The following is a 21,220-nucleotide window of genomic DNA, read 5'->3' as shown; positions in this document are numbered from 1 at the left end:
CGGGCCCCATGCCTTTCGCCTGGATCCAGATCGCCCTCTTCGTCGCCGTCTCGGCCGCGCTGCTGTACGTCTCGCGCGGCGCGCTGCGCCGGCGCGGCTCGCACGGCTTCTACCGCTTCTTCGCCTGGGAGTGCATGCTGGCGCTGATCCTGCTGAACCTGCCCGTGTGGCACGTGGATCCGCTGGCGCCGCACCAGCTGCTGTCTTGGCTGCTGCTGGCGCTGTCGGCCTGGCTGCCGGTGCATGCCTGGCGCCGGCTGCGGGCCGCGGTGCGGCCCGGCGCGGCGCGCGACGACGATGCCGCGCTGCTCGGCTTCGAGAAGACCGACTCGCTGGTCACCGACGGCGCCTTCCGCTACATCCGCCATCCGATGTACACCGCGCTGATGCTGCTGGCCTGGGGCGCCTGCCTCAAGGACATCGGCGGCCCCGGCCTCGCGCTGGCGCTCGCGGCCACCGTGCTGCTGGTGCTGACGGCGCTCAGCGACGAGCGCGAATGCATCGCGCATTTCGGCGACGCCTACCGCGCCTACATGCGCGTCACCAGGCGCTTCGTGCCCTTCCTGCTCTGACGGCGCGGCCGGCGCGGCGCCGGGCATAGGCAATCCGGCCAATGCCCAGCCGCGGTGCTTTCTCCTATCGTTCGGGCTTGAAGGGCGCGCGCGGATCCGCCGCCGCCATCGATCCCACGATTCCCCATGACCGAGAAAAACAAGACCGCCCGCTGGCTGCGCCGCGGCGTGCTCGCGCTGCTGGCGCTGGCCCTGCTCGCCGCGGCCGCGCTGTCCGGCGCCGTGCTGATGGCGCACCACAAGATGGAACGCCGCGTCGACGTCGACGTGAAGCCGGTGGCCCTGCGCCCGCGCGGCGACACCGCGGCGCTCGAGCGCGGGCGCTACCTCTATGCCTCGCGCGGCTGCGTCGACTGCCACGGCGCCGACGGCGGCGGGCGTCTCTTCATCGACGCGCCGAACGGCCTGCGCGTGGCCGGGCCGCAGATCGCGCCCGGCGCCGCGAACGCGACCGCCGCCTACCGGCCCGAGGACTGGGTGCGCGCGATCCGGCACGGCGTCGATCCGGCCGGCCGGCCGCTGATGATCATGCCGAGCGAGGACTACAACCGCTTCACCGACGAGGACCTCGCCGCGCTGGTGGCCCACATCCGCGCCCTGCCGCCGGTGCGGGGCACGCCCGCCGTGGTCGAGATGCCGCTGCCGGTGCGCGCGCTCTACGGCTTCGGCCTGATCCAGGACGCGGCCGCCAGGATCGACCACCGGCTGCCGCCCGCGCTGCCGGTGGCCGAGGGCGTGAGCGTGGCGCATGGCGCCTATGTGGCGAACATGTGCCTGGGCTGCCATGGTCCGCAGCTCGCGGGCGGCAAGGTCCCGGGCGGCCCGCCCGACTGGCCCGCGGCCTCGCGGCTCGCGCCCGGCGAGGATTCGGCGCTGGCGCGCTATCCCGACGCCGAGTCGATGATCCGGCTCTTCCGCAGCGGCCTGCGCCCCGACGGCACGCCGGTGCGCGTGATGCCCTTCGAGTCGCTGCGCGAGATCAGCGACACCGACATGCGCGCGCTGTACCTGTTCCTGCGGCAGCTGCCGCCGCCGCGCAAAGGCTGAACGCGCCGGTCAGGCGGGCCGGGCCGGGCGCGGCTAACATGCGCGCCACCGCCCCGCCCGCGCCATGCCCTCCCCCCAACGCCCGGCCTTCCCCTCGGCGACGCAGGCCGTCCTGCTGTACCTCGCCCTGTTCCTGTGCGAGCTGCTCGTGGGCGCCGTGCTGCGCGACGCCAACCGGGTGTTCGGCCTGAGCACGATGCAGATCGGCGTGCTGTCGGCCGTGCTGGGCAACGGGCTGGTGTTCGCGGTCGTGATGCAGCAGCAGAAGCTGGGCTGGCGCGCGCTGTTCCATCCCTCGCGCGCCTCGATGCGCGCCACGCTGATGCTGGTGGTGCCGCCCGCGCTGCTGCTGGTGCCGGCGCTGATGCTGGCGATCACCTGCGCGATCAACCTGCTGACGCTGGCGCTGCCGCTGTCGGCCTGGGAGGAGGCGATGTTCAGCCGCATGGCCGACGGCAGCGTGGCGGCGGTGCTCGCGGTCTGCGTGATGGCGCCGCTGCTCGAGGAGATGCTGTTCCGAGGCATCGTGCTGCGCGGCTTCCTGCAGCGCTACGGGCGCTGGCAGGCGATCCTGATGTCGGCGCTGCTGTTCGGCGCGGCCCACATGAACATCTACCAGTTCGTGGTCGGCGTCGCCATGGGCACGGTGCTGGGCTGGCTCTACGAGCGCACGCGCTCGCTGATCCCCTGCATCGCGCTGCACGCGGCCTACAACTGCACCACGCTGCTGGTGGCCGGCTGGCTCGAGGACGCCTCGCCCGCCGGCGTGCTGAGCTTCGTGCTGCTGGCGGGCGCGGCCGCGCTGTGCGGCGGGGTGGTGCTGCGGCAGCTGCTGGTGGCCTCGGGCCGGACCAGCGAGGGCTGATTCAGCGCCCGGCCTGCGCCAGCGGCTTCGCGTCCACCGCCTCGCCATCGACGATGAAGTGCCCGCCCGCCACGTGGTGCAGCGTGCGCAGTTCGTCATGGCCCTCGAAGTGCCAGCGGCCGTTCGAGAACACGCGCGCATCGGCCTGGGCCGCGATCACCTCGCCGAGGAACAGGTCGTAGCGCTGCTGGATCGGCGGCTCGGGCAGCAGCCGGCATTCCAGCCAGGCCGCGCAGCCCTCGAGCAGCGGGGCCTCGGTGGCGCTGCCCGCGAAGCTGTGCAGCCCGTAGGCCTCGAACTTGTCGCGGCCGTCGCGCTCGACCAGCTCGCGGCCCGAGCTGCTGCCCAGCGCCTCGGTCAGGTCGAGCTGCGCGCGCACCGGCACCTGCAGCGCGAAGCTGCCCGCGCCCTCGAGCAGCACGCGGGTCCAGGTGCTCTTGTCGAGCACCACCGCCACCTTGGGCGGATCGAAGTCCAGCGGCATGGCCCAGGCCGCCGCCATGATGTTGCGCCGGCCCGCGTGGGCCGCGCTCACCAGCACCGTGGGGCCGTGGTTGAGCAGGCGGTAGGCCTTGGCGAGGGGAACGGGCTGGCGGTGGGAGGCGTTGGAGGTCATGCGCGAAGCGGGTCGGGAAGCGGGGGCGCCAGCCTACCAAAGCGGCGCCCTGCCCACTTCAGGCCTCGGGCAACGCCACGGGCACGCGCCGTACCGCCACCTCGCGGATGCGCTGCGCGTCCACGCCGGTGACGACGAACTCCCAGCCGTCGTGCACCCAGGTGGCCTCGGCCGCGGGCAGGCCGCCGAAGCGGTCGAGCAGCAGTCCCGCCACCGAGGTGTAGCTGTCGTCCTCGCTCGCCAGGCCGTCGGTCTGCAGCGCCTGTTCGAGCAGGTGCGGGTCGGCGCTGCCGGCCACGGTCCAGGCTTCGGGGCCGGTCTGCTGGATCTCGAGCGACTCGTCCTCGTCGGGGAACTCGCCCGCGATCGCCTCCAGCACGTCGATCGGCGTGACCACGCCGGTCAGCGTGCCATGCTCGTCGGCCACCAGCGCGAGCTGGCCGCGCGCGCCGCGCAGGGTGTCGATCAGGCGGATCACGCGCGTCGACTCGGCCACGTAGATCGGCGCGCGCAGGCCATGGCCCTCGTCGATGCGGCCGTGGCGCAGCAGCTGGCCCAGCAGGTCCTTGGCGCGCGCCACGCCCACCACCTGGTCGAGCGAGCCGCGGCACACCGGGAACAGGCCGTGCGGGGTGTCGAGCAACTGCTCGCGCAGCGCCTCGGGATCGTCGTCGAGGTCGACCCAGGAGACATCGGCGCGCGGCGTCATCACCGAGCGCACGTTGCGCTCGGCCAGCGAGAGCACGCCGCTGACCATGTTGCGTTCCTCGATGCCGAAGGCGGGTTCTTCCACGGGCGCATCGGCATCGGCCGCGGCGGCGCCCACCGGCACCGGTTCGCCGCGCGTGCGGCCGCCGAGCAGGCGGATCACCGACTCGGCCGTGCGCTCGCGCAGCGGCCGGCGCGCCTCGTGGCGCAGTTCGTTGCGGCGCGCCCACTGGTTGAGCGCCTCGATCAGCACCGAGAAGCCGATCGCGCCGTAGAGGTAGCCCTTGGGAATGTGGAAGCCCAGGCCCTCGGCCACCAGGCTCAGGCCGATCATCAGCAGGAAGCTCAGGCACAGCACCACCACCGTGGGATGGGCGTTGACGAAGCGCGTCAGCGGCTTCGAGGCCCACAGCATGATCGCGATCGAGATGATCACCGCGGCCATCATCACCGGCAGGTGGTCGACCATGCCGACGGCCGTGATCACCGCGTCGAGCGAGAACACGGCGTCGAGCACCACGATCTGCGCCACCACCACGCCGAAGCTCGCATAGGCGGTGGTGCCGGTCACGGCATGGGTCACGCCCTCGATGCGCTCGTGCAGCTCGGCCGTGGCCTTGAACAGCAGGAACAGGCCGCCGAACAACAGGATCAGGTCGCGCCCCGAGAAGCCCTGGCCGAACAGGCTGAACAGCGGCGTGGTCAGCGTCACCAGCCACGAGACGATGGACAGCAGCCCCAGGCGCATCAGCAGCGCCAGGCTCAGGCCGATGAGCCGCGCGCGGTCGCGCTGGTGCGGCGGCAGCTTCTCCGCGAGGATCGCGATGAAGATCAGGTTGTCGATGCCCAGCACGATCTCGAGCACGACGAGCGTGAGGAGACCGATCCAGACGGCGGGGTCGGACAGCAGTTCAATCATGGAAGGCGGTGCGCGAGCGCAGGCGGCCCGGCATGGCGCGAACCATGGCGGGCGATGAAGAGGGGATGGGGGAAGGAGACGGGGCCGGCGGACGCGGCGGAGGCCGTGTCAGGGGCGGGGACAGCACGCGCGGAAAACGGCGGCGGGGAGCAAGGCGGCTGGCGCAGGCCAGCGACGGACTGGGAGGCTCGGAGGAGGTTGTCACCCGCGCAGTCTACCGAAGCGCTCGCACGGCCCCACGTTTGCAAGGGCTTTGCCGGGGGCGCCTCAGCCTTCGAGGAAGTCGGGCTGCCTGAACTTCTTCTCGAGGAACCGGCCGTTGGCCACCAGCGCCGCGGCATCGCTCGCCGCCAGGTTGGCGACCACCTCGCGCAGCTTGGCATCGAGCAGGCCGAGCTGCTCGCCGAGCAGCTGGCGCGCGGTCTTGCCGTCCTTCAGCGGCTGCGTGACGCGAAAGGCCGGCGGCAGCGCCACGTAGTTGGCCAGGGTCTCGGGCAGGTAGCGCAGCACGGTCTCGCGCACGGTGAACAGGTCGTCGCCGCCCGCGCCGGCGTCCATCAACTGCGGCAGCACCTCGACCACCAGGCCGCGCACGCTCTCGAGGCTGTGCCGCATGTCCTCGGTGAGGTGCGGCGAGGCGCGCGCGACCACCTCGTCGAGCCGCCGCAGCGTCTCCTCCAGGCTCAGGCTGTCCTCGATGCGGCGCTCGAGTTCGGGCGCGCGCCGGCCCAGCAGCCAGCCGCCGACGTAGAGGCCGGCGGTGATGGCGAGCCAGCCGCGGTCGATGACGCCCGCGAACAGCAGCGCCGGACCGGCCAGCGCGAGCGCGCAGCCGAGGATGTTGCCGTTGCCGTAGAGGAACAGCAGCGCGCGCAGCTTCAGCGAACGCCGCGCCACGCCAGGCCTTTGCACAGGGTCACTGGTAGCCCCGGATTTCCTTGAACACCTGCGCCAGCACCAGCCGGCGCCCGTCGAACTCGCGCCCGCCCGAGGCCTTCGCGAGCGCCCGCATCTCGGCCACGTTGCCCTCGCCGAACAGGATCGGGAAGATGCGCGCCGGCAGCCCGTTCGCGTAGCGCGCCTGGAACTCCTCGGGCTTCAGGCCCGCGTTGTTCTGGCCGTCGGTCAAGAGCACGATGCTCACGAAGCGATCGGGATCGCTGCGCTGCTCCTCGCGCGCGAGGTCCTCGGCCACGGCCAGCGCGGAATAGATGGCGGTGCCGCCGTCGGCCTGCATCGCGTCGGCCTGGCGGCGCAGCTCCTCGCGCGCGGCGCCGATGCGCTCGGGCTCGAAGCGCACCCACACCGGCTCCGACACGCGCGTGGCGAACGGAACCAGCACCACCCGCTCGCGGCTCTGGAAGGCGCTGTAGCGCACGCTCGCCGCGGCGCCGGCCTCGGCCCCCGACAGCCGCTTGAGCGCCTCGCGCATGGCTTCCAGGCGCTGCCCCTGCATCGAGCCGCTGAGGTCGAGCACGAAGATGGAGGTGGAGGGCTTGCGCCAGCGCGCCTGGTAGGTGCCGAGCACGGCATCGATCACCTCGAGCCGGTTCGGAAAGGACAGCTCCGACACCGCCGCCGTGGGCAGCGCGCTCGCGGCCTGCACCTCGGGATTGGCCGGGCGCAGGAAGGCGGCCGACAGCGCATCGCGCTGGAACGCGGCCCCCTTCCAGGCCGCCACCAGCCGGTTGTAGGGCTCGCGCCGGGCCTCGTCGAGCAGCATCAGCGGATAGTCGGCCGAGATCATGCCGTCGCGCGGATAGATCGGCAGCAGCCGGTCGGCCGCGGGCAGCCGCTCGTTGAGGCGCAGGATCACCGCCTCGTAGTTGACCATCGCATCGATGGCCGCGGGATCGGCCAGGTAGGCATCGGCCAGCCAGCCCGAGCTGCCGGCCGTGAGCTTCTGGCCCGAGAGGAAGGCCTTGAGCGTCTTCTCGTCCACGTCCTGCGCAGTCAGGTCCTCGGTCTTGCCCGCGAGTGCCGAGGCGACCGCGAACAGCGCGCTCATGCCGGTGTTGGAACTGGTCGCGTTGGTCATGCCGTAGCGCAGCTGGCCCGTGCTCGCGGCCCGCGCGATGTCGGCCCAGCCGGGCGCGCGCTTGTCCCAGCCCAGCCGCGCGGCCTTGGCGGCCTTCACGCCGAGCGCGATGCGCGAATAGAAGAGCTTCTCGCGCGCCACCGCCGGTTTGGCGAGCGCCAATGCGGGATAGGCGCCGTTGGGCGGCAGGATCGCATCGAAGCGCTCGCCGGCATTCACGCGCTCCACGATGTCCAGCGTGCCCGCGTACGACAGCTGCAGTTCCACCCCGGCGGCGCGCGCGGCCTCGACCAGCGGCGCCTCGAGGTCCTTGAGCTCGGAGCCCGCGAGAACGGTGAAGGCCGTCGATGGCGGACTGACCTGCGGCGCGGCGGCGGTGGGCGTGGCCGCCTCGTCGCGGCCGCAGCCGGCCAGCCCGAGCGCCAGCGCCAGCAGCGCACCGAGCGCGAAGCGCCGTGCCGGCGCCAGGCTCACAGCACGACCCCGCTGCCCGCCGACGGCTCGCGCAGCGCGACGGCCGAGGTCTCGCGGCGCGCGCGGTCGAGGTAGCCGCGGCTGCGCGCCACCTCGTCGCTCAGCGTGTCGACCGTGGTCTGCATCGAGTCGAGCGCCTTGAGCTTGAAGTCGGCGATCGCGTCCATGGTCTGGTAGATGTTGGCGAAGGCCTGCTGCAGCTTGGCGATCTCGATCGTGCCCGAGGCCGCCTGCTGGTGGATCTGGCCGGTCTGTTCGCGCAGCAGCTCGCTGGTGGTCGCGATCAGGTTGCCGGTGGTGGCATTGAGCGCGCCGATCTGGTCGAGCACCAGCTTCTGGTTGGCCAGCGCCTGCGCCACGATCACCGCGGTGCGCAGCGCCGACACCGTGGTGGTGGTGGCGCGGTCCACGCCCTTGGTCAGCTCCTGGTTGTTCTTGCGGATCATGTCGAGCGCCAGGTAGCCCTGGATGTTGACCGCGAGCTGCGTCAGCAGGTCGGTGACCTTCTGGCGCGCGTAGAACAGCATCTCCTCGCGCACCACGCGCGCCTTCTCGGGATCGGTGGCGTCGAACTCGCGCGCCTTGGCGTCGAGGCGCGCGTCGAGCGCCTTGCCGATGTGCACGTACTTCTCGAGCCGCTCCATCAGCGTCCAGAGGTTGACCTTCTCCTGCTCGATGGCCGCGTTGTCGCGCAGCAGCTCGTCCTTGCCGCGCTTGAGCGATTCGATGATGGCGTCGAGGTGCGACTGCGAGGACTGGTAGCGCTCGAAGTAGGCGACCAGCTTGTTGCCCAGCGGGATCAGGCCCAGCAGCTTGCGCGGCGAGAACAGGTCGCCCTGCTTCGAGGGATCGAGGTCCTCGACCTGGTGGCGCAGGTCGATCAGCGACTGGCCGATCTGCGAGCCCTGGCCGAACAGCCCGTTGCGCAGCGAGCCCACCGGGCGTTCGAGCATGCGGTTGGAGACCGAGGCCGAGGCCTCGATCTCCTTGCTGCCCATCGAGTGGATGCGCGCCACCGCTTCCCTGAACTGCGGATGCTGGCTGTCGTGCGCCGTGATGTCGTCGATGAAGCGATCGACCTGCGCATCGAGCTCGCCGACCTCCTCGGGCTTGAGCCGCACCCGCCCGCTGGCGGATTCGACCGGCACCGGCGCGACGGGCGCCGGCGGCTCGAGCACGAAGGACTGCGGCGGCTGCAGCACGTCGGGCGCGGCAACGGCGACCGCCGTGGCGGGAGCGGACTCGGGACGGGAAGTGTTCATGGGTTCCTCGGGTTCACTTGAAGCGGCCTTCGATGGCGGTGGTCATGCGTTCGAGCCATTCGAAGCTGGGCGGGTCGATCACGTCGACCAGCACGTCGGGCACCTTGACGCCGCGGCCGGCCCAGTTCTCCGGCCCCTTGGCCTCGCCACCGGTGCGAAAGCCGTACTCGTGCGCGAGCTCGCGCAGCGTGGGATCGTTCTCCAGCGCCGCGCCCAGGCGCGCGCCGCCCGGCGTGTAGGGCACCAGCACGTGCTTCGAATAGACCGTGGGCCGCGGGTAGAGCAGCACCATGTCGCCGCGCAGCCGGTCGGGATGCTTGAGCCAGAACTCCACCAGCTGCGATTCGTAGGCCACCAGCAGCGGCGCCTTGCCCATGCCGAGCGCGAGGTAGTCCTCGAACGGACCGGCCGAGGACTGTTCCTGGAAGCCCTGGCGCAGGAACAGCGGCGCCACCGTCGGCAGCACGCGGTCCACGTCCTGCTGGCTCTGCACGATCTGCTGGCCGTTCGCGAGATAGCTCGCCAGCGCCAGGTACATCGCCGCCGAATTGGAGGTGCGCACGTCGGTCGAATTGATCAGCAGCGACTTGCTGGTGGAGAACGCGGCGCTGGCCTTGAGTTCCTTCCAGCGCGTGCCCTTCTCGATCATCGCCATCAGCCTGGGCAGGTCGACCACGTAATAGAAGTCGCCCTGCTTCTCGGCCACGCCATTGGCGATCAGGATCTCGGCGATCGGCCGCCAGCTCGCGAGCACGATCGGCGTGTAGAAGGGGTTGTAGACATTGGGCGCCTTCGCCAGCTCCTTGAGCCGCTGCGCGGCCGGCGCGCCCGAGGGAAAGCCGAAGTCGAACCTGCCGGCGTCGTAGCGCTCGGCGATGGTGCGAGAGCCGGCCTTCTCCACCGTGACCGTGATGCCCTGCGCGGCCAGCGCCTGCTTGACGCGCTCGTCGGCGAAGAACGACTCCTTCTCGGACCCGATCAGCCCGCGCAGCGCCACATGGCGCGCCTGCTCGATCCGCGCGGCGTTGCCGGCCGCCGTGTCGTCGCGCACGCGCTGGTTCGAATACCAGACGCCGCCCGCGACCGCGGCCAGCAGGACCACGGCAAGCGCCGGCGCGATCAGTTTGCGGATTTCCAACGGTGCTGCTCCTCGGCCCCTTCATCGGGGTTCGAGGAACATCCTAGCCACGCAATATGACGGTTCGTGACAGTCCGATGACAGCGGCGCGCCGCGCCGCCGCGCTCAGGTGCCGCGCGTCAGCATGCGCCCCGCGCGCGCCAGCACGCGCGCCTCGTCCACCGTCGCGCCGCCGCGGTAAGCGAGCTCGCCGTTCACGAACACGCGCTCGATGCCCAGGCTCAGCCCCTTGGGCCGGTCGTAGGTGGCGGTGTCGGCGATGGTCTCGGGATCGAACACCACCACGTCGGCCATGTGGCCCGCGCGCAGCAGGCCGCGCTCGGCGATGCGCAGGTTGCGCGCGCTCATGCCGGTCATCTTGTGCACCGCCTGCTCGAGCGTGAACAGCCGGCGCTGGCGCCAGTAGCGCGCGAACACGCGCGGGAACGCACCCCACAGCCGCGGATGCGGATGGCGGTCGTGCGGCAGGCCGTCGCTGCCGATCATGGTCAGCGGATGCGCGATCACGCGCTCCACGTCCTCTTCCTGCATCTGGAAATAGCAGGCGCCGCCGGGCTTCAGCCGCAGGCAGGCCTCCTGCTCGCTCACGCCCCATTCGCGCGCGATGTCCGACACCAGCCGGCCGGTCATCTCGGGATGCGGGTCGGACCAGGTCAGCAGCACGTCGATCACGCCGTCGACCAGGTCCTCGCGCAGCACGGTGGAACCGGCGACGTAGGGGTAGACGTCCATCGCGATCTTCTGGCGCCGCGCGAGCGACTCGATCAGCGGCAGCGTCTCCCTGGTGCGGCCCCAGTTCGCGGGCCCGGCGCACTTGTGGTGCGAGATCACCAGCGGCACGCCCGCGGCGAAGGCCGAGTCGCCGGCCTCGTGCAGCGCCTCGACGATCTGCTGCATCTCGCTGCGCAGGTGGGTGGCGTAGACGCCGCCATGGCGCGCCACCACGCGCGCGAGCGCGGTCACCTCCTCGGCGGGCGCGGCGAAGGCTTCTTCATAGAACAGGCCCGAGGACATGCCGTGCGCGCCCTCTTCCATGCAGGCCTCGAGCAGCGCCGCCATGCGCGCGAGCTCGTCGGCGCTGGCGGGCCGGTCGAGCGCCTCCATGGCCGCGAAGCGCAGGGTGGTGTGGCCCACCAGCGCGGCCACGTTGAGCGCGGGCTGCGTGGCGTCGACCGCGGCGCGGTACTCGGCCATGCTCGCGTGGCGGAACGAGTCGGCGCCCAGCAGCGTGAGCGGCGGCTTGGACTGCGGCGTGCGGTAGGGCGCGAGCGAGATGCCGCAGTTGCCCGTGACCACGGTGGTGATGCCCTGCGACACCTTGGGCAGGCACAGCGGGTCGCGCAGCACGATCGCGTCGTCGTGGGTGTGGGCGTCGATGAAGCCCGGCGCGATCACCTTGGCGCGGCAGTCGACGACCTCGACATCGGCCAGCTCGAGGCCCTCGGGCAGGCGCGCGCGCAGGCCCTCGCCGAGCGCGAGGATGCGGTCGCCGTGCAGCAGCACGTCGCCGGGCCACGAGGGGCCGCCCGAGCCGTCGACCACGAGGCCGGCCTCGAGCAGCACGGCTTGGGGAGCGCTCACGACCGGTGTCCTTTCTCGTTGATGCCGCCGCCGTCCCAGCTCTGCAGCGGGTGCGTGGTGGCGTCGATGCCGTGGCGCTGGAAGGCTTCGCGCGCGCGCTGCAGGCGCTGCACCGCCGGCTCGCCGCGCCGCTGCGCGACCAGCACCGTGAGGATCTCGATCGCCGTGAGGTGCGTCAGGTAGGCATCGATGCCCACGTGCATCACGGCGTCGTCGGGCACCGAGAGCCCGAGCAGGAAATCGGCCCTGGCCGCGAGCGCGGTGCCGGGCCGCGTGAGCGCGACCACCTTGGCGCCCTGCCCGCGCGCGATGTCGACCGCGTCGAGCAGCGAGGGCATGCCGCCCACGTGCGAGATCGCGATCACCACGCCGCCCGGGCGCTGCGCGGCACCGGCCACCTGCTGCAGGTGGTAGTCGGCCCAGGCATTGGCCGACAGGCCGAGCCGGAACAGCCGCGCCTGCAGGTCGTTGGCCATGAACCACGAGGTGGCGCCGGCGCCGTAGAGGTCGACGTGCGGCGCGGCCGCGATGGCCGAGACGGCGCCGTCGAGCACCTGCATGTCGAGCTGGCCGCGCACGCCCGAGACCGAGGCGGCCGCGCTGCGCGCGATCTTCGACACCACCTCGTCGGCGGCGTCCTCGATGTTGACGCGGCGGTGCAGCGGCGAGCCGCCGAGCGCGAGCTCCTGCGCCAGCGCGAGCTTGAACTCGCGCAGGCCCGCGAAGCCGAGGTCGCGGCAGGTGCGCATGATGGTCGGCACCGAGCTGCCGGAGCGCTCGGCCAGCGATTCGAAGCTCTCCTCGAGCACCCGGTCGGGGTCCTCGAGGATCAGGTCGAGGATCGCGCGCCGCGTGGCGGGCGCGCCCTCGCGGGTCTGCGCGATCTTCTGGAGCAGCGAGGGAGTCATCGGCCGCGCGGTCAGAAGTGCATCGCCACCGCGTCGCTCACGCGGTAGTCGTTCTCGACCACGGGCATCCAGTGCCACTTGTCGAAGGTGGTGCAGGGGTGCGAGATGCCCAGGCCCACGCGGTCGCCGACGGCCGGCGCGCGCGCCTCCTCGTCGGCCTCCCAGCGCAGGTAGGCATGCTGGTCGTTGAGCGCGGTGATCTTCCAGCCGGCGGGCACGGCCTCGGGCACCAGCACGCCGCGCGCCGCGCGCGCGATCGGCACCGGCAGCGAGAGGTCGAAGGAGATGTCGCGCTTGCCCACGGCAAGGATCGCGAGGCCGGGCTCGGGCCGCGACTGCACCGTGGCCCAGACCTCCATCGCGGGCACCAGGCTCTCGCCGCAATCGCAACCGAGGCGCTCGTCGACCGCGCTGACCATGCGCTTGTAGAAGCCATGGTCGTGCGTGACATAGCAGCCCGAGCGCAGCAGGCCGCGCACCGGCGACGCCAGCGCGGGCTTGAGTCGCCCGGCCACGAGGTCGAAGATGGCCGAGCCGCCGGCCGAGACCAGCACCTCGTCGGTCTCGAACAGCTGCTGCGTGTCGCAATGGCGCGCCACCGCTTCCACGCGGTCCATCAGGGTCGCGGCATAGGCCGCGTCGGGCTCGCTGGCGCCGGTGGCGCCCTGCCCTTCGTAGGTCTCGATGCCCACCAGCCGCACCGCGTCGCTCGCGCGCAGCCGCGTGGCGAGCGCCACCGCCTCTTCATGCGTGCGACAGCCGGTGCGCGCGCCCGCGACGCCGATCTCGAGCATGACCTCGAAAGGAACGCTGTTCGGGTGGCGGCGCGCCCAGTCCTCGATCAGCGCGAGCTGCGCCAGCGAATCGACCAGGAACACGATGCGCAGGCCCGCATGGTCGCGCAGCAGCAGCTGGATGCCGGCCAGGTCCTCGTCGCTCACCACCTGGTTGGCGATCAGCGTGCGGCGCGCGCCGGCGGCCACGCCCACCGCGAGCTGGGTCACGGTGGCGAAGGTCAGGCCCCAGGCACCGGCATCGAGCTGGCGCTGGAACAGCTGCGGCGACATGGTGGTCTTGCCGTGCGGCGCGAGGTCGATGCCCCATTCGCGCACGCGCGCCTGCATCCAGGCCAGGTTGTGCTCGAGCGCCTCGCGCTTGAGCACGGCCAGCGGCAGCGGCAGGTCGCCCGCGAGCACGTTCCAGCCCGCGGCGCCGATCTCGCTGCGCCGGCGCGGCGCCTGGGTGCGCGGATAGCCCTTGAAGCTGCTGCCCAGCAGCGGGTCGTCGAAGGAGGGAGCGGCGGTGTCGGTCATGGTCATGCGGCGATGGGGGAAAGCAGGTCCTTGCGGATGCAGGCGCTGTAGTGTCCGCTCGAAACCTGCTCGAGCGGCGGCACGGTCCGTGCGCAGGCCTCGATGGCATGCGGGCAGCGCGTGCGGAACACGCAGCCCGAGGGCGGCGAGATCGGACTGGGGATGTCGCCCTTGAGCGCGATGCGCTCGGTGGCGAGCTCGGGATCGGGCTTCGGGCTCGCGGCCAGCAGCGCCTGGGTGTAAGGGTGCGAGGGGCGCGCGAAGAGTTCGTCGGTTTCCGCGACCTCCATCACCTTGCCCAGGTACAGCACCACCACGCGGTCGCACAGGTACTCGACCACGTCGAGGTCGTGCGAGATGAACAGCATGGTCAGGCCCAGGCGCTCGCGCAGGTCGGCCAGCAGGTTGATGACCTGCGACTGGATCGACACGTCGAGCGCCGACAGCGGCTCGTCGGCCACGATGAACTCGGGCTCCACCGCGAGCGCGCGCGCCACGCCGATGCGCTGGCGCTGGCCGCCCGAGAACTCGTGCGGGAAGCGGCTCGCATGCTCGGCGCGCAGGCCCACGGTCTCGAGCAGCTCGGCGATGCGCCTGTCGCGCGCGGCCGCGCCCTTGTGCAGGCCGTGCGTGGCCAGCGCCTCGCCGAGGATCGCGCCGATGCGCATCTTCGGGTTCAGGCTCGCGTACGGGTCCTGGAAGATGATCTGCAGCTTGCTGCGCAGCTTGCGCATGCGCTCGCCCGAGAGCGCGCCGATGTCGTCGCCGCGGTAGAGCACCTGGCCCTCGGTGCGCTCGAGCAGGCGCAGCACGGTGCGTCCGATGGTGCTCTTGCCCGAGCCCGATTCGCCGACCAGGCCCAGCGTCTCGCCGGGCTGGATCGCGAACGACACATCGTCGACCGCGCGCACCGGGCGTTCGCCGCTGCCGAAATACTTCTTGAGTCCGCGGACTTCGATCAGGGGGGAAACGACGGCGTTCATGCGAGCCTCGCGAGGTGGGCGTCGGGCTGCACGCGGGTGCAGCGGGCCTGGCGGTCCAGGCGGATGTCGATCAGCGGCGGCATCGCCGTGGCGCAACCGGCCTGCGCATGGTCGCAGCGCGGCTCGAAGGCGCAGCCCGGCGGCGGCGCCAGCGGGCTCGACACCTGCCCGCGGATCGCGAACAGGCGCCTGGGCTTGGGCTGCCCCGGCTGGCGCGCCTTGCCCGGCAGGCAGGCCAAGAGGCCCTGGGTGTACGGATGCTCGGGCTGCGCGAACAGCGGGCGCACCGGCGCGCTCTCGACCACGCGGCCCGCGTACATCACGACCACGTCGTCGGCATGGTGCGCGACCACGCCGAGGTTGTGCGTGATGAACAGGATGCTCATGCCGGTCTCGGCCTGCAGCCGGCGCATCAGCACCAGGATCTGCGCCTGGATGGTCACGTCGAGCGCGGTGGTGGGCTCGTCGGCGATCAGCAGCGTCGGGTCGCAGGCCATGGCCAGCGCGATCATCACGCGCTGGCGCATGCCGCCCGAGAGCTGGTGCGGGTACTCGTGCAGGCGCTGCGCCGCGGCCGGGATCTCGACCAGGTCGAGCATGCGCTTCGCATGGGCCAGCGCGGCCTGGCGATCGAGCCCCTTGTGCAGCCGCACGCTCTCGGCGATCTGCTCGCCGATGGTGAACACCGGGTTCAGGCTGGTCATCGGCTCCTGGAAGATCATCGAGAGCTGGTTGCCGCGCAATGCGCGCATCTCGCGCTCGGGCAGGGTCAGCAGGTCGACGGTCCTGCCTTCGCGCGTGACGAAGCGCGCGCCGCCGCTGACCTGGGCGTTGGCGGTCCTGGGCAAGAGGCGCATCAGCGTGAGGCTGGTGACCGACTTGCCCGAGCCCGACTCGCCGACCAGCGCGGTGGTCTTGCCGGGCTGGATCGCGAAGCTCACGTCGGCCACCGAGCGGATCAGGCCGTCCTCGGTGGGGAAGCTGGTGCTCAGGCTGTCGACCACGAGGCGCGGGGAGGATGTGGCGGTCGTCATCACGCGGTCTTTTTGAGTTTGGGATCGAGCAGGTCGCGCACGCCGTCGCCGAGCAGCTGCAGCGACAGCGCCGTGAGGATGATCGCGAGCCCCGGGAACAGCACCACCCAGAAGGCCTGGTGCGCGTACTGCTGGCTGCCCGCGACCATGGTGCCCCAGGTCGGGATCTCGGGCGGCACGCCGACGCCGAGGAAGGACAGCCCCGCCTCGGCCAGGATCGCGTAGGCGAAGATGAACGAGACCTGCACCAGGATCGGCGACATCAGGTTCGGCAGGATGTGGCGCCACAGGATGCGCGAGGTGCGCACGCCGAGCGCGCGCACGGCCTCGACGAACAGCAGCTCGCGCACCACCAGCGTGGAAGCCCGCACCACGCGCGCCACGCGCGGCGTGTAGACCAGCACCAGCGCCAGCACCGTGTTGACCAGCGAGGGCCCGAGGATCGCCACCAGCGCGATCGCCAGCAGGATGTCGGGGAAGGACATCATCGCGTCGACCACGCGCATCAGTGGCGCGTCGAGCCGGCGGAAGAAGCCGGCCATCAGGCCCAGCACGGTGCCCGCGACGACCGCGCCCAGCGCCGTGAGCGCCGCGATCGCCAGCGAGTAGCGCGCGCCGTGCACGATGCGCGAATAGAGGTCGCGGCCCAGCTCGTCGGTGCCCAGCAGGTGCTCGGCGCTCGGCGCCTTCAGGCGCTGCAGCACGGCCGTGTCGTTGGGATCGATGGAGGCGAACAGCGGCGCGCCGATGGCGAGGATGGCGATCGCCAGCAGCACCAGCGCGGACAGCATCACGATGCGGCGGTGCATCAGCTGGCGAAGCATTCTTGGCATCCGCATGGCTCAGACCTTCACGCGCGGATCGACCACCGCATACAGCAGGTCGATCGAAAAATTGATGAGCACGTAGATCGCGGCGATCACCAGCAGCGCGCCCTGGATCACCGGGTAGTCGCGCCGCAGCACCGCGCTCACCACGAGGTTGCCCACGCCCGGCAGGCCGAACACGGTCTCGGTGATGACGGCGCCGCCGATCATCAGCGCCACCGTCAGGCCGATCACCGTGACGATCGGCACCAGCGCGTTGCGCAACGCATGCTTGAGCACCACCACCGTCTCGCTCAGGCCCTTGGAGCGCGCGGTGCGCACGTAGTCCTCGCCGAGCACGTCGAGCATCGAGGCGCGCGTGAAGCGGATGATGAGCGCGGAGTTCAAGAGGCCCAGCACCGTGGCCGGCAGCACCAGCGAATGCAGCCGCTCGGCCAGCGCCGCGTCGGGCGCGCCGTAGCCCGAGACCGGGAACCAGCCGAACGAGACCGCGAAGATCTGGATCAGCACGATGCCGAGCCAGAAGCTCGGGATGCTCGCGCCCAGCATCGCGATGCCGGTGAACAGCTGGTCGACCGCGCGGCCGCGGAACACGGCCGAGACGATGCCGCAGGGCACGCCGATCAGCGCGGCGATGGCCACCGCCATCAGCGCGAGCAGCGCGGTGGGCTCGGCGCGCTCCCACAGTGCCTGCGTGACCGGGCGCTGCAGGAAGATCGAGGTGCCGAGGTTGCCCTGCAGCACCTCGCGCAGCCAGTAGCCGAACTGCACGGGCAGCGGCTTGTCGAGGCCGTATTCCTTCTGCACGCGCGCGATGTCGGCCGCGGTGGCCTGGTCGCCCAGCAGCACCGAGACCGGGTCGCCCGAGGCGGCGCGCGTGAGCACGAACACCAGCACCGCCACGAGGGCGAGCACGATGAGCATGCCGGTGGCGCGGGATGCGATGTAGCGGATCATGGGATGTGGTTCTTTTCGGGAAATGCGGGATCGGACAGCCGGACGCAGAGGACGCGAAGGTTCCGCGAAAGACGCAAAAGGAAATTCATCTGAAGAATCTCCTTGGCTGTTCTTTCGCGCCCTTTGCGAAACCTTCGCGTCCTCTGCGTCCGGTACCCGTATCCGGCAGCCGCGTTACTTGATACGAGCGTTCCAGAAGAAGGGCCAGGTCGCCGGCTGGTAGTTGTCGAGCGCCGGGCTCCTGGCCGACAGCCCGTTGAACTTGCCGACGTTGATGTACGGCACCTCCTCGTAGACCACCTGCTGCACCTTGCCCCACAGCGCGCCGCGCCTGGCCGGGTCGCTCTCGACGTTGAAGGCCTGCAGCGCCGCCTTCTTGGCCGGCGTGTCCCACCAGCCGGGCGCGCCGTCGCCGAGTTGCGGCGGCGAGAGCATGGGCTCGGGGAACTGGCCCGAGTGGGTGACGTAGATGTCCCACAGCTTGGCGTCGTTGCGGCGCTGCACCAGCGTGGCCCAGTCGACCACGTTGAGGTCGACCTTGAAGCCGGCGCGCTTGAGCTGCTCGGCCATCAGCAGCGACATGTTGTAGTGGAAGTCGTACTGGCGGCTCGTGAGCACGCGGATCGGCTCGCCCTTGTAGCCGGCCTTGGCCGCGGCCTCCTTGGCCTTGGCGGCGTTGCGCTGGTTGTACTGGTCGGCGCCGGCCGTCGAATAGAAGGGCGAGCCCTTCGGGAAGTGGTTGGCCTCGGCCACGAAGAAGCGCGTGTCGCCGAAGCCGGCCGCGAGCATCTCGCCCTCGCCGAGCGCGGTCTGGATCGCCTGGCGCACCGGCTGGCTCGCGGCCACGCCTTCCTTGGTGTTGAGCACCAGGTAGGGGAAGCCGAACGAGGGCGTCATGATCGGCACCGTCTTGCCGCCCGACTTCTCGAGGCGCGGCAGCGCCTCCACCGGCAGCAGGTCGGCGAAGTCGTACTGGCCGGCCAGCGCGCCCTCGACGCGCGTGCTGGCGTTGGGCACCGGCACGAAGCGCAGCTCCTCGATCGCGGCCTCGCGCTTGCCGCCGTAGCCGCTCGCGGGCTCCTTGCGCGCCGCGTACTTGTCGAAGCGCGTGAGCAGCACGAACTGGTCGGGCCGGCGTTCCTTGAACTTGTAGGGACCGGTGCCGACGAAGTCCTTGAGCGGCGAGGCGATCGATTCCTTGGCCATGATCGCGGCCATGCCGCTGGGCAGCGCGAGCTGCGACAGCAGCGGCGCATAGGGTTCCTTGAGCACGATCTCGACCGCCAGCGGGCCCTTGGCCTTGAGGCTGTCGATCTCCTTGCCCACGGCCTTGCCGCGCGGCGACTGGTCCATCCAGCGCTGCAGGCTCGCGACCACGTCGTCGGCCGTGAGCTCGCGGCCGCTGTGCAGCATCACGCCCTTGCGCAGCGCGATCGCGTAGGTCTTGCCGTCGGCCGAGATCTTCGGCATGCCATCGGCCAGCATCGGCACCACGTTCCATTTGGCGTCGAAGGTGTAGAGCGTCTCGTAGACGTGCTGCATGATGGTTCCGACCAGGTCGGCGGTCGAGGCCATCGGATCGAGCGTCTGCGGCTCGGCCACCATCGCCAGCGTGGCGAAGTTGCGCGGACCCTGCGCCTGGGCGTTCAGCGGTGCCACGGCATACAGCGCCGCGAGCAGGGTGGCACCCAGAAGGGTGCGCTTCGACAGCATGGGCAGGCGCGGGAAAGAGCCGGCGTGGGGCATGGAGTTCTCCTTCATGGGGCGAGACGCGTTTGTGAAAAAAACTTTCTTTGCGGGCCGCACTTTGAAGCAGTATCTATGCCAAATCATCCGTGAAAACCCTTTATTCAGCGTTATCACTGAAATAGATTTTCAGTTTCGGCCGATACTGGCGGCCGTTTCCACCCCCCTCCCCTTTCATTTCCCTTCTTCAGACAGGAGTTCGTCCATGCCTCTCGAATACCTCGGCGCCCCGCCCACCGCTTCCGACCGCCAGGTGCGTCCCTTCTCGCCGGCCGTGCGCGCGGGCGACTTCATCTACGTGTCGGGCCAGGTGCCGGCCAATGCGCAGGGCGAGATCGTGGCCGGCGGCATCGAGGCGCAGACGCGCCAGGTGATGGAGAACCTGAAGACCGTGCTCGCGCTGGCCGGCGCCACGCTCGACGACGTCTGCAAGACCACCTGCTGGCTCGACGACGCGCGCGACTTCGGCGCCTTCAACCGCATCTACATGAGCTACTTCGGCGAGAACAAGCCCGCGCGCTCGACCACCGAGGCGCGGCTGATGGTCGATGCGAAGGTGGAGATCGACGTGGTGGCGTACAAGCCGAAGGCTTGAGACACGGGGATCGGGCAGCCGAACGCAGAGGTCGCGAAGGTTGCGCGGAGGTCGCAGAAGAAAACCGAAAATGTCTTCGGTCTTTTCTGCGACTTCTGCGTAGCTTTGGTTTTTCTTCTGCGTTCGGCGGTTCGGATTTCCGTCCAGCGTTAGCCCCGCAGCTCGCTCTTGCGCTGCACGATGCGCGAGACCAGCCCGTAGTCGACCGCCTCCTCGGCCGACAGCCAGCGATCGCGCTCGATGTCGGCCAGCACCACCTCGATGGGCTTGCCGGTCTCGCGCGCGATCTCGTGCGCGATGCGCTGGCGGGCCTTGACGATCTCCTGCGCCTGGATCGCGATGTCGGTGGCCTGGCCGCCGGCCCCGCCCGAGGGTTGGTGGATCAGGAAGCGGGTGTTGGGCAGGCACACGCGGCGCTCGCGCGGCGCGGCCAGGAACAGGTGGGTGGCGGCGCTGCCGACCCAGCCGGTGCCGATCATGTGCACCGGCGCGGCGATGAAGCGCACCACGTCGTGGATCGCATCGCCCGATTCGAGGTGGCCGCCGGGCGAGCTCACGAGGATGTCGATGGGCTTGTCGGCGCTGTCGGCGTCGAGCGCGATCAGCCGGCGCGTGACGTCGGCGGCCACGGCGTCGGTGATGCTGCCGAAGATCAGCAGCGTGCGCGAACGGAAGGCCTTCTCCTCGAGGTAGGAATTGCGCGGCTCGGCGGTGGCGGCCGGGCGGGTGTCGTCTTCGGATTCCAGCGTGAACATGGCGGTCATGAAAAGCTCCAGGGGGTGGGAACTGTCTTGACGAACAAGCCCACGCTTTCGTGACATCGCCGGCCGTGGCAAGCTGCGCCGATGCTCGACGAACGCTATCTCTCGCAATTTCCGGCCCTGCGCGGTCGTCTGGTGCGCGCGGCGGCGCGGCTGGCCGGCGGCACGGCGCAGGCCGAGGACCTGGTGCAGGACAGCTACCTGCGCGCGCTCGAGACCGGCGAACACGCCGGCATCGACACCGTCCAGGCCTGGCTCACGACGGTGATGCAGCACCTCGCGATCGACCGCCGGCGGCGCGAGGGCTGGATGCGACGCTGGCTCGACGAGGCAGGCGCGACGCCGGAGACGGCGGAATCGGCCGAAACCGAGGCCGCGCGCGCCGAAGAGACCGGGCAGGCCCTGCGCCTCCTGGCCGATCGGCTGAGCCCCGCCGATGGCGCCGCGGTGCTGCTGCGCGAGGTGTTCGAAGTCAGCTTCAAGGAACTGGCCGAGGCCACGGGCCGGACCGAGGCGGCCTGGCGCCAGCAGATGCACCGCGCGCTGCTGCGGCTGCGCGAGCCCCGCGAGAAGGCGCCCGACAGCACCGGACGCAACGCCGTCTTCCCGCTCTACCAGCAGGCGCTGCGAGATGCCGATGCGCGGCTGCTGTTCGCGATGCTGCGCCAGCCGCCGGCGCGGGCGATCGGGCTGTCGGCCCATGCCGCGCCGATCCCGGGCTCGGCCTCGGGCTCGCCGCGCGCGGCCTGCCAGGTGGTGCAGATCGGCGGCCGGCTCGGGCTGGTGCTGACGCTGGGCGGGAAGCTGTTGTGCGTGCTGCCGCTGGAGGCGCGGCAGGCAGCGCGGGAAGAAGCGGAAGCGCTGCCGCTCTAGGAC

At 70.9% G+C, this 21,220-nt stretch carries 20 protein-coding genes; 5 read left to right on the top strand and 15 right to left on the bottom strand.

Features of this window, described 5'->3' with window-relative positions; translation table 11 throughout:
- Positions 1-8: 8 nt before the first annotated feature.
- The 3 genes from ACODT0_RS31400 to ACODT0_RS31390 all read left to right on the top strand — a co-directional run bounded on the left by ACODT0_RS31400 (position 9) and on the right by ACODT0_RS31390 (position 2,484).
- Positions 9-572 carry a methyltransferase family protein gene (locus ACODT0_RS31400; protein ID WP_489043084.1) on the top strand — a complete coding sequence of 188 codons (564 nt, stop codon included), beginning with the start codon at positions 9-11 and terminating at the stop codon, positions 570-572.
- A 126-nt stretch (positions 573-698) separates the two neighbouring features.
- Positions 699-1,619 carry a c-type cytochrome gene (locus tag ACODT0_RS31395; protein ID WP_489043083.1) on the top strand — a complete coding sequence of 307 codons (921 nt, stop codon included), beginning with the start codon at positions 699-701 and terminating at the stop codon, positions 1,617-1,619.
- Between the two features lie 64 nt (positions 1,620-1,683).
- Entirely contained in the window at positions 1,684-2,484 is an 801-nt protein-coding gene (locus ACODT0_RS31390) for a CPBP family intramembrane glutamic endopeptidase (RefSeq protein ID WP_261210007.1), read from the top strand.
- 1 nt (position 2,485) lies between these two features.
- Here the strand turns inward: ACODT0_RS31390 and ACODT0_RS31385 are convergent, their stop codons facing one another.
- The 14 genes from ACODT0_RS31385 to ACODT0_RS31320 form a co-directional block, all read right to left on the bottom strand.
- A complete protein-coding gene (locus ACODT0_RS31385) occupies positions 2,486-3,100 on the bottom strand; it encodes a flavin reductase family protein (RefSeq protein WP_422097857.1) in 615 nt (204 codons plus the stop codon).
- A gap of 58 nt (positions 3,101-3,158) precedes the next feature.
- Positions 3,159-4,724 carry a TerC family protein gene (locus tag ACODT0_RS31380; RefSeq protein ID WP_489043096.1) on the bottom strand — a complete coding sequence of 522 codons (1,566 nt, stop codon included), beginning with the start codon at positions 4,722-4,724 and terminating at the stop codon, positions 3,159-3,161.
- A 270-nt stretch (positions 4,725-4,994) separates the two neighbouring features.
- Positions 4,995-5,624 (bottom strand): hypothetical protein, encoded by a 630-nt coding sequence (locus tag ACODT0_RS31375; protein WP_489043082.1) that lies wholly within the window; start codon positions 5,622-5,624, stop codon positions 4,995-4,997.
- A 19-nt stretch (positions 5,625-5,643) separates the two neighbouring features.
- Positions 5,644-7,239, bottom strand: coding sequence for a vWA domain-containing protein (locus ACODT0_RS31370; RefSeq protein ID WP_489043081.1), 1,596 nt, complete (start codon positions 7,237-7,239; stop codon positions 5,644-5,646).
- Complete coding sequence (locus ACODT0_RS31365; protein ID WP_489043080.1) at positions 7,236-8,501, bottom strand: toxic anion resistance protein; 1,266 nt, start codon at positions 8,499-8,501, stop codon at positions 7,236-7,238. The genes ACODT0_RS31370 and ACODT0_RS31365 overlap by 4 nt, the downstream gene beginning before the upstream one ends.
- Positions 8,502-8,514: 13 nt before the next feature.
- The gene (locus tag ACODT0_RS31360) at positions 8,515-9,639 is read right to left on the bottom strand and encodes a hypothetical protein (RefSeq protein ID WP_422097860.1); all 1,125 of its coding nucleotides are present in this window, start codon (positions 9,637-9,639) and stop codon (positions 8,515-8,517) included.
- Positions 9,640-9,744: 105 nt separating this feature from the next.
- Positions 9,745-11,220, bottom strand: a complete 1,476-nt coding sequence (locus tag ACODT0_RS31355; RefSeq protein WP_489043079.1) for an N-acyl-D-amino-acid deacylase family protein — start codon at positions 11,218-11,220, stop codon at positions 9,745-9,747.
- Entirely contained in the window at positions 11,217-12,128 is a 912-nt protein-coding gene (locus tag ACODT0_RS31350; protein ID WP_261209994.1) for a MurR/RpiR family transcriptional regulator, read from the bottom strand. Before ACODT0_RS31350 ends, ACODT0_RS31355 begins: the two co-directional genes overlap by 4 nt.
- Positions 12,129-12,139: 11 nt before the next feature.
- The gene (locus ACODT0_RS31345; protein ID WP_261210133.1) at positions 12,140-13,441 is read right to left on the bottom strand and encodes an amino acid deaminase; all 1,302 of its coding nucleotides are present in this window, start codon (positions 13,439-13,441) and stop codon (positions 12,140-12,142) included.
- 2 nt (positions 13,442-13,443) lie between these two features.
- Positions 13,444-14,424, bottom strand: a complete 981-nt coding sequence (locus ACODT0_RS31340) for an ABC transporter ATP-binding protein (RefSeq protein WP_261209992.1) — start codon at positions 14,422-14,424, stop codon at positions 13,444-13,446.
- Entirely contained in the window at positions 14,421-15,458 is a 1,038-nt protein-coding gene (locus tag ACODT0_RS31335; RefSeq protein ID WP_444814090.1) for an ABC transporter ATP-binding protein, read from the bottom strand. Before ACODT0_RS31335 ends, ACODT0_RS31340 begins: the two co-directional genes overlap by 4 nt.
- A complete protein-coding gene (locus tag ACODT0_RS31330) occupies positions 15,458-16,297 on the bottom strand; it encodes an ABC transporter permease (RefSeq protein ID WP_296738168.1) in 840 nt (279 codons plus the stop codon). Before ACODT0_RS31330 ends, ACODT0_RS31335 begins: the two co-directional genes overlap by 1 nt.
- A 3-nt stretch (positions 16,298-16,300) precedes the next feature.
- Entirely contained in the window at positions 16,301-17,242 is a 942-nt protein-coding gene (locus tag ACODT0_RS31325) for an ABC transporter permease (RefSeq protein ID WP_261209987.1), read from the bottom strand.
- Positions 17,243-17,416: 174 nt separating this feature from the next.
- Positions 17,417-18,988, bottom strand: a complete 1,572-nt coding sequence (locus ACODT0_RS31320) for an ABC transporter substrate-binding protein (protein WP_489043078.1) — start codon at positions 18,986-18,988, stop codon at positions 17,417-17,419.
- Positions 18,989-19,193: 205 nt separating this feature from the next.
- On the opposite strand from ACODT0_RS31320, the gene ACODT0_RS31315 reads away from it, so the two are divergent.
- Positions 19,194-19,583: a RidA family protein gene (locus ACODT0_RS31315; protein WP_057597741.1), complete on the top strand. Its 390-nt coding sequence runs from the start codon at positions 19,194-19,196 to the stop codon at positions 19,581-19,583.
- Between the two features lie 149 nt (positions 19,584-19,732).
- Here the strand turns inward: ACODT0_RS31315 and ACODT0_RS31310 are convergent, their stop codons facing one another.
- On the bottom strand, positions 19,733-20,347 hold the full coding sequence (locus tag ACODT0_RS31310; RefSeq protein WP_261209979.1) for an ATP-dependent Clp protease proteolytic subunit: 615 nt from the start codon (positions 20,345-20,347) through the stop codon (positions 19,733-19,735).
- Positions 20,348-20,428: 81 nt separating this feature from the next.
- Here ACODT0_RS31310 and ACODT0_RS31305 point away from each other — a divergent pair, with 81 nt between their 5' ends.
- Positions 20,429-21,217, top strand: coding sequence for a sigma-70 family RNA polymerase sigma factor (locus ACODT0_RS31305; RefSeq protein ID WP_489043077.1), 789 nt, complete (start codon positions 20,429-20,431; stop codon positions 21,215-21,217).
- Positions 21,218-21,220: the final 3 nt, after the last annotated feature.

This window comes from Variovorax sp. FG153 (assembly GCF_057809595.1).
Note: the sequence above shows the minus strand (reverse complement) of the source record. Positions and strands in the feature narration are given on the sequence as shown.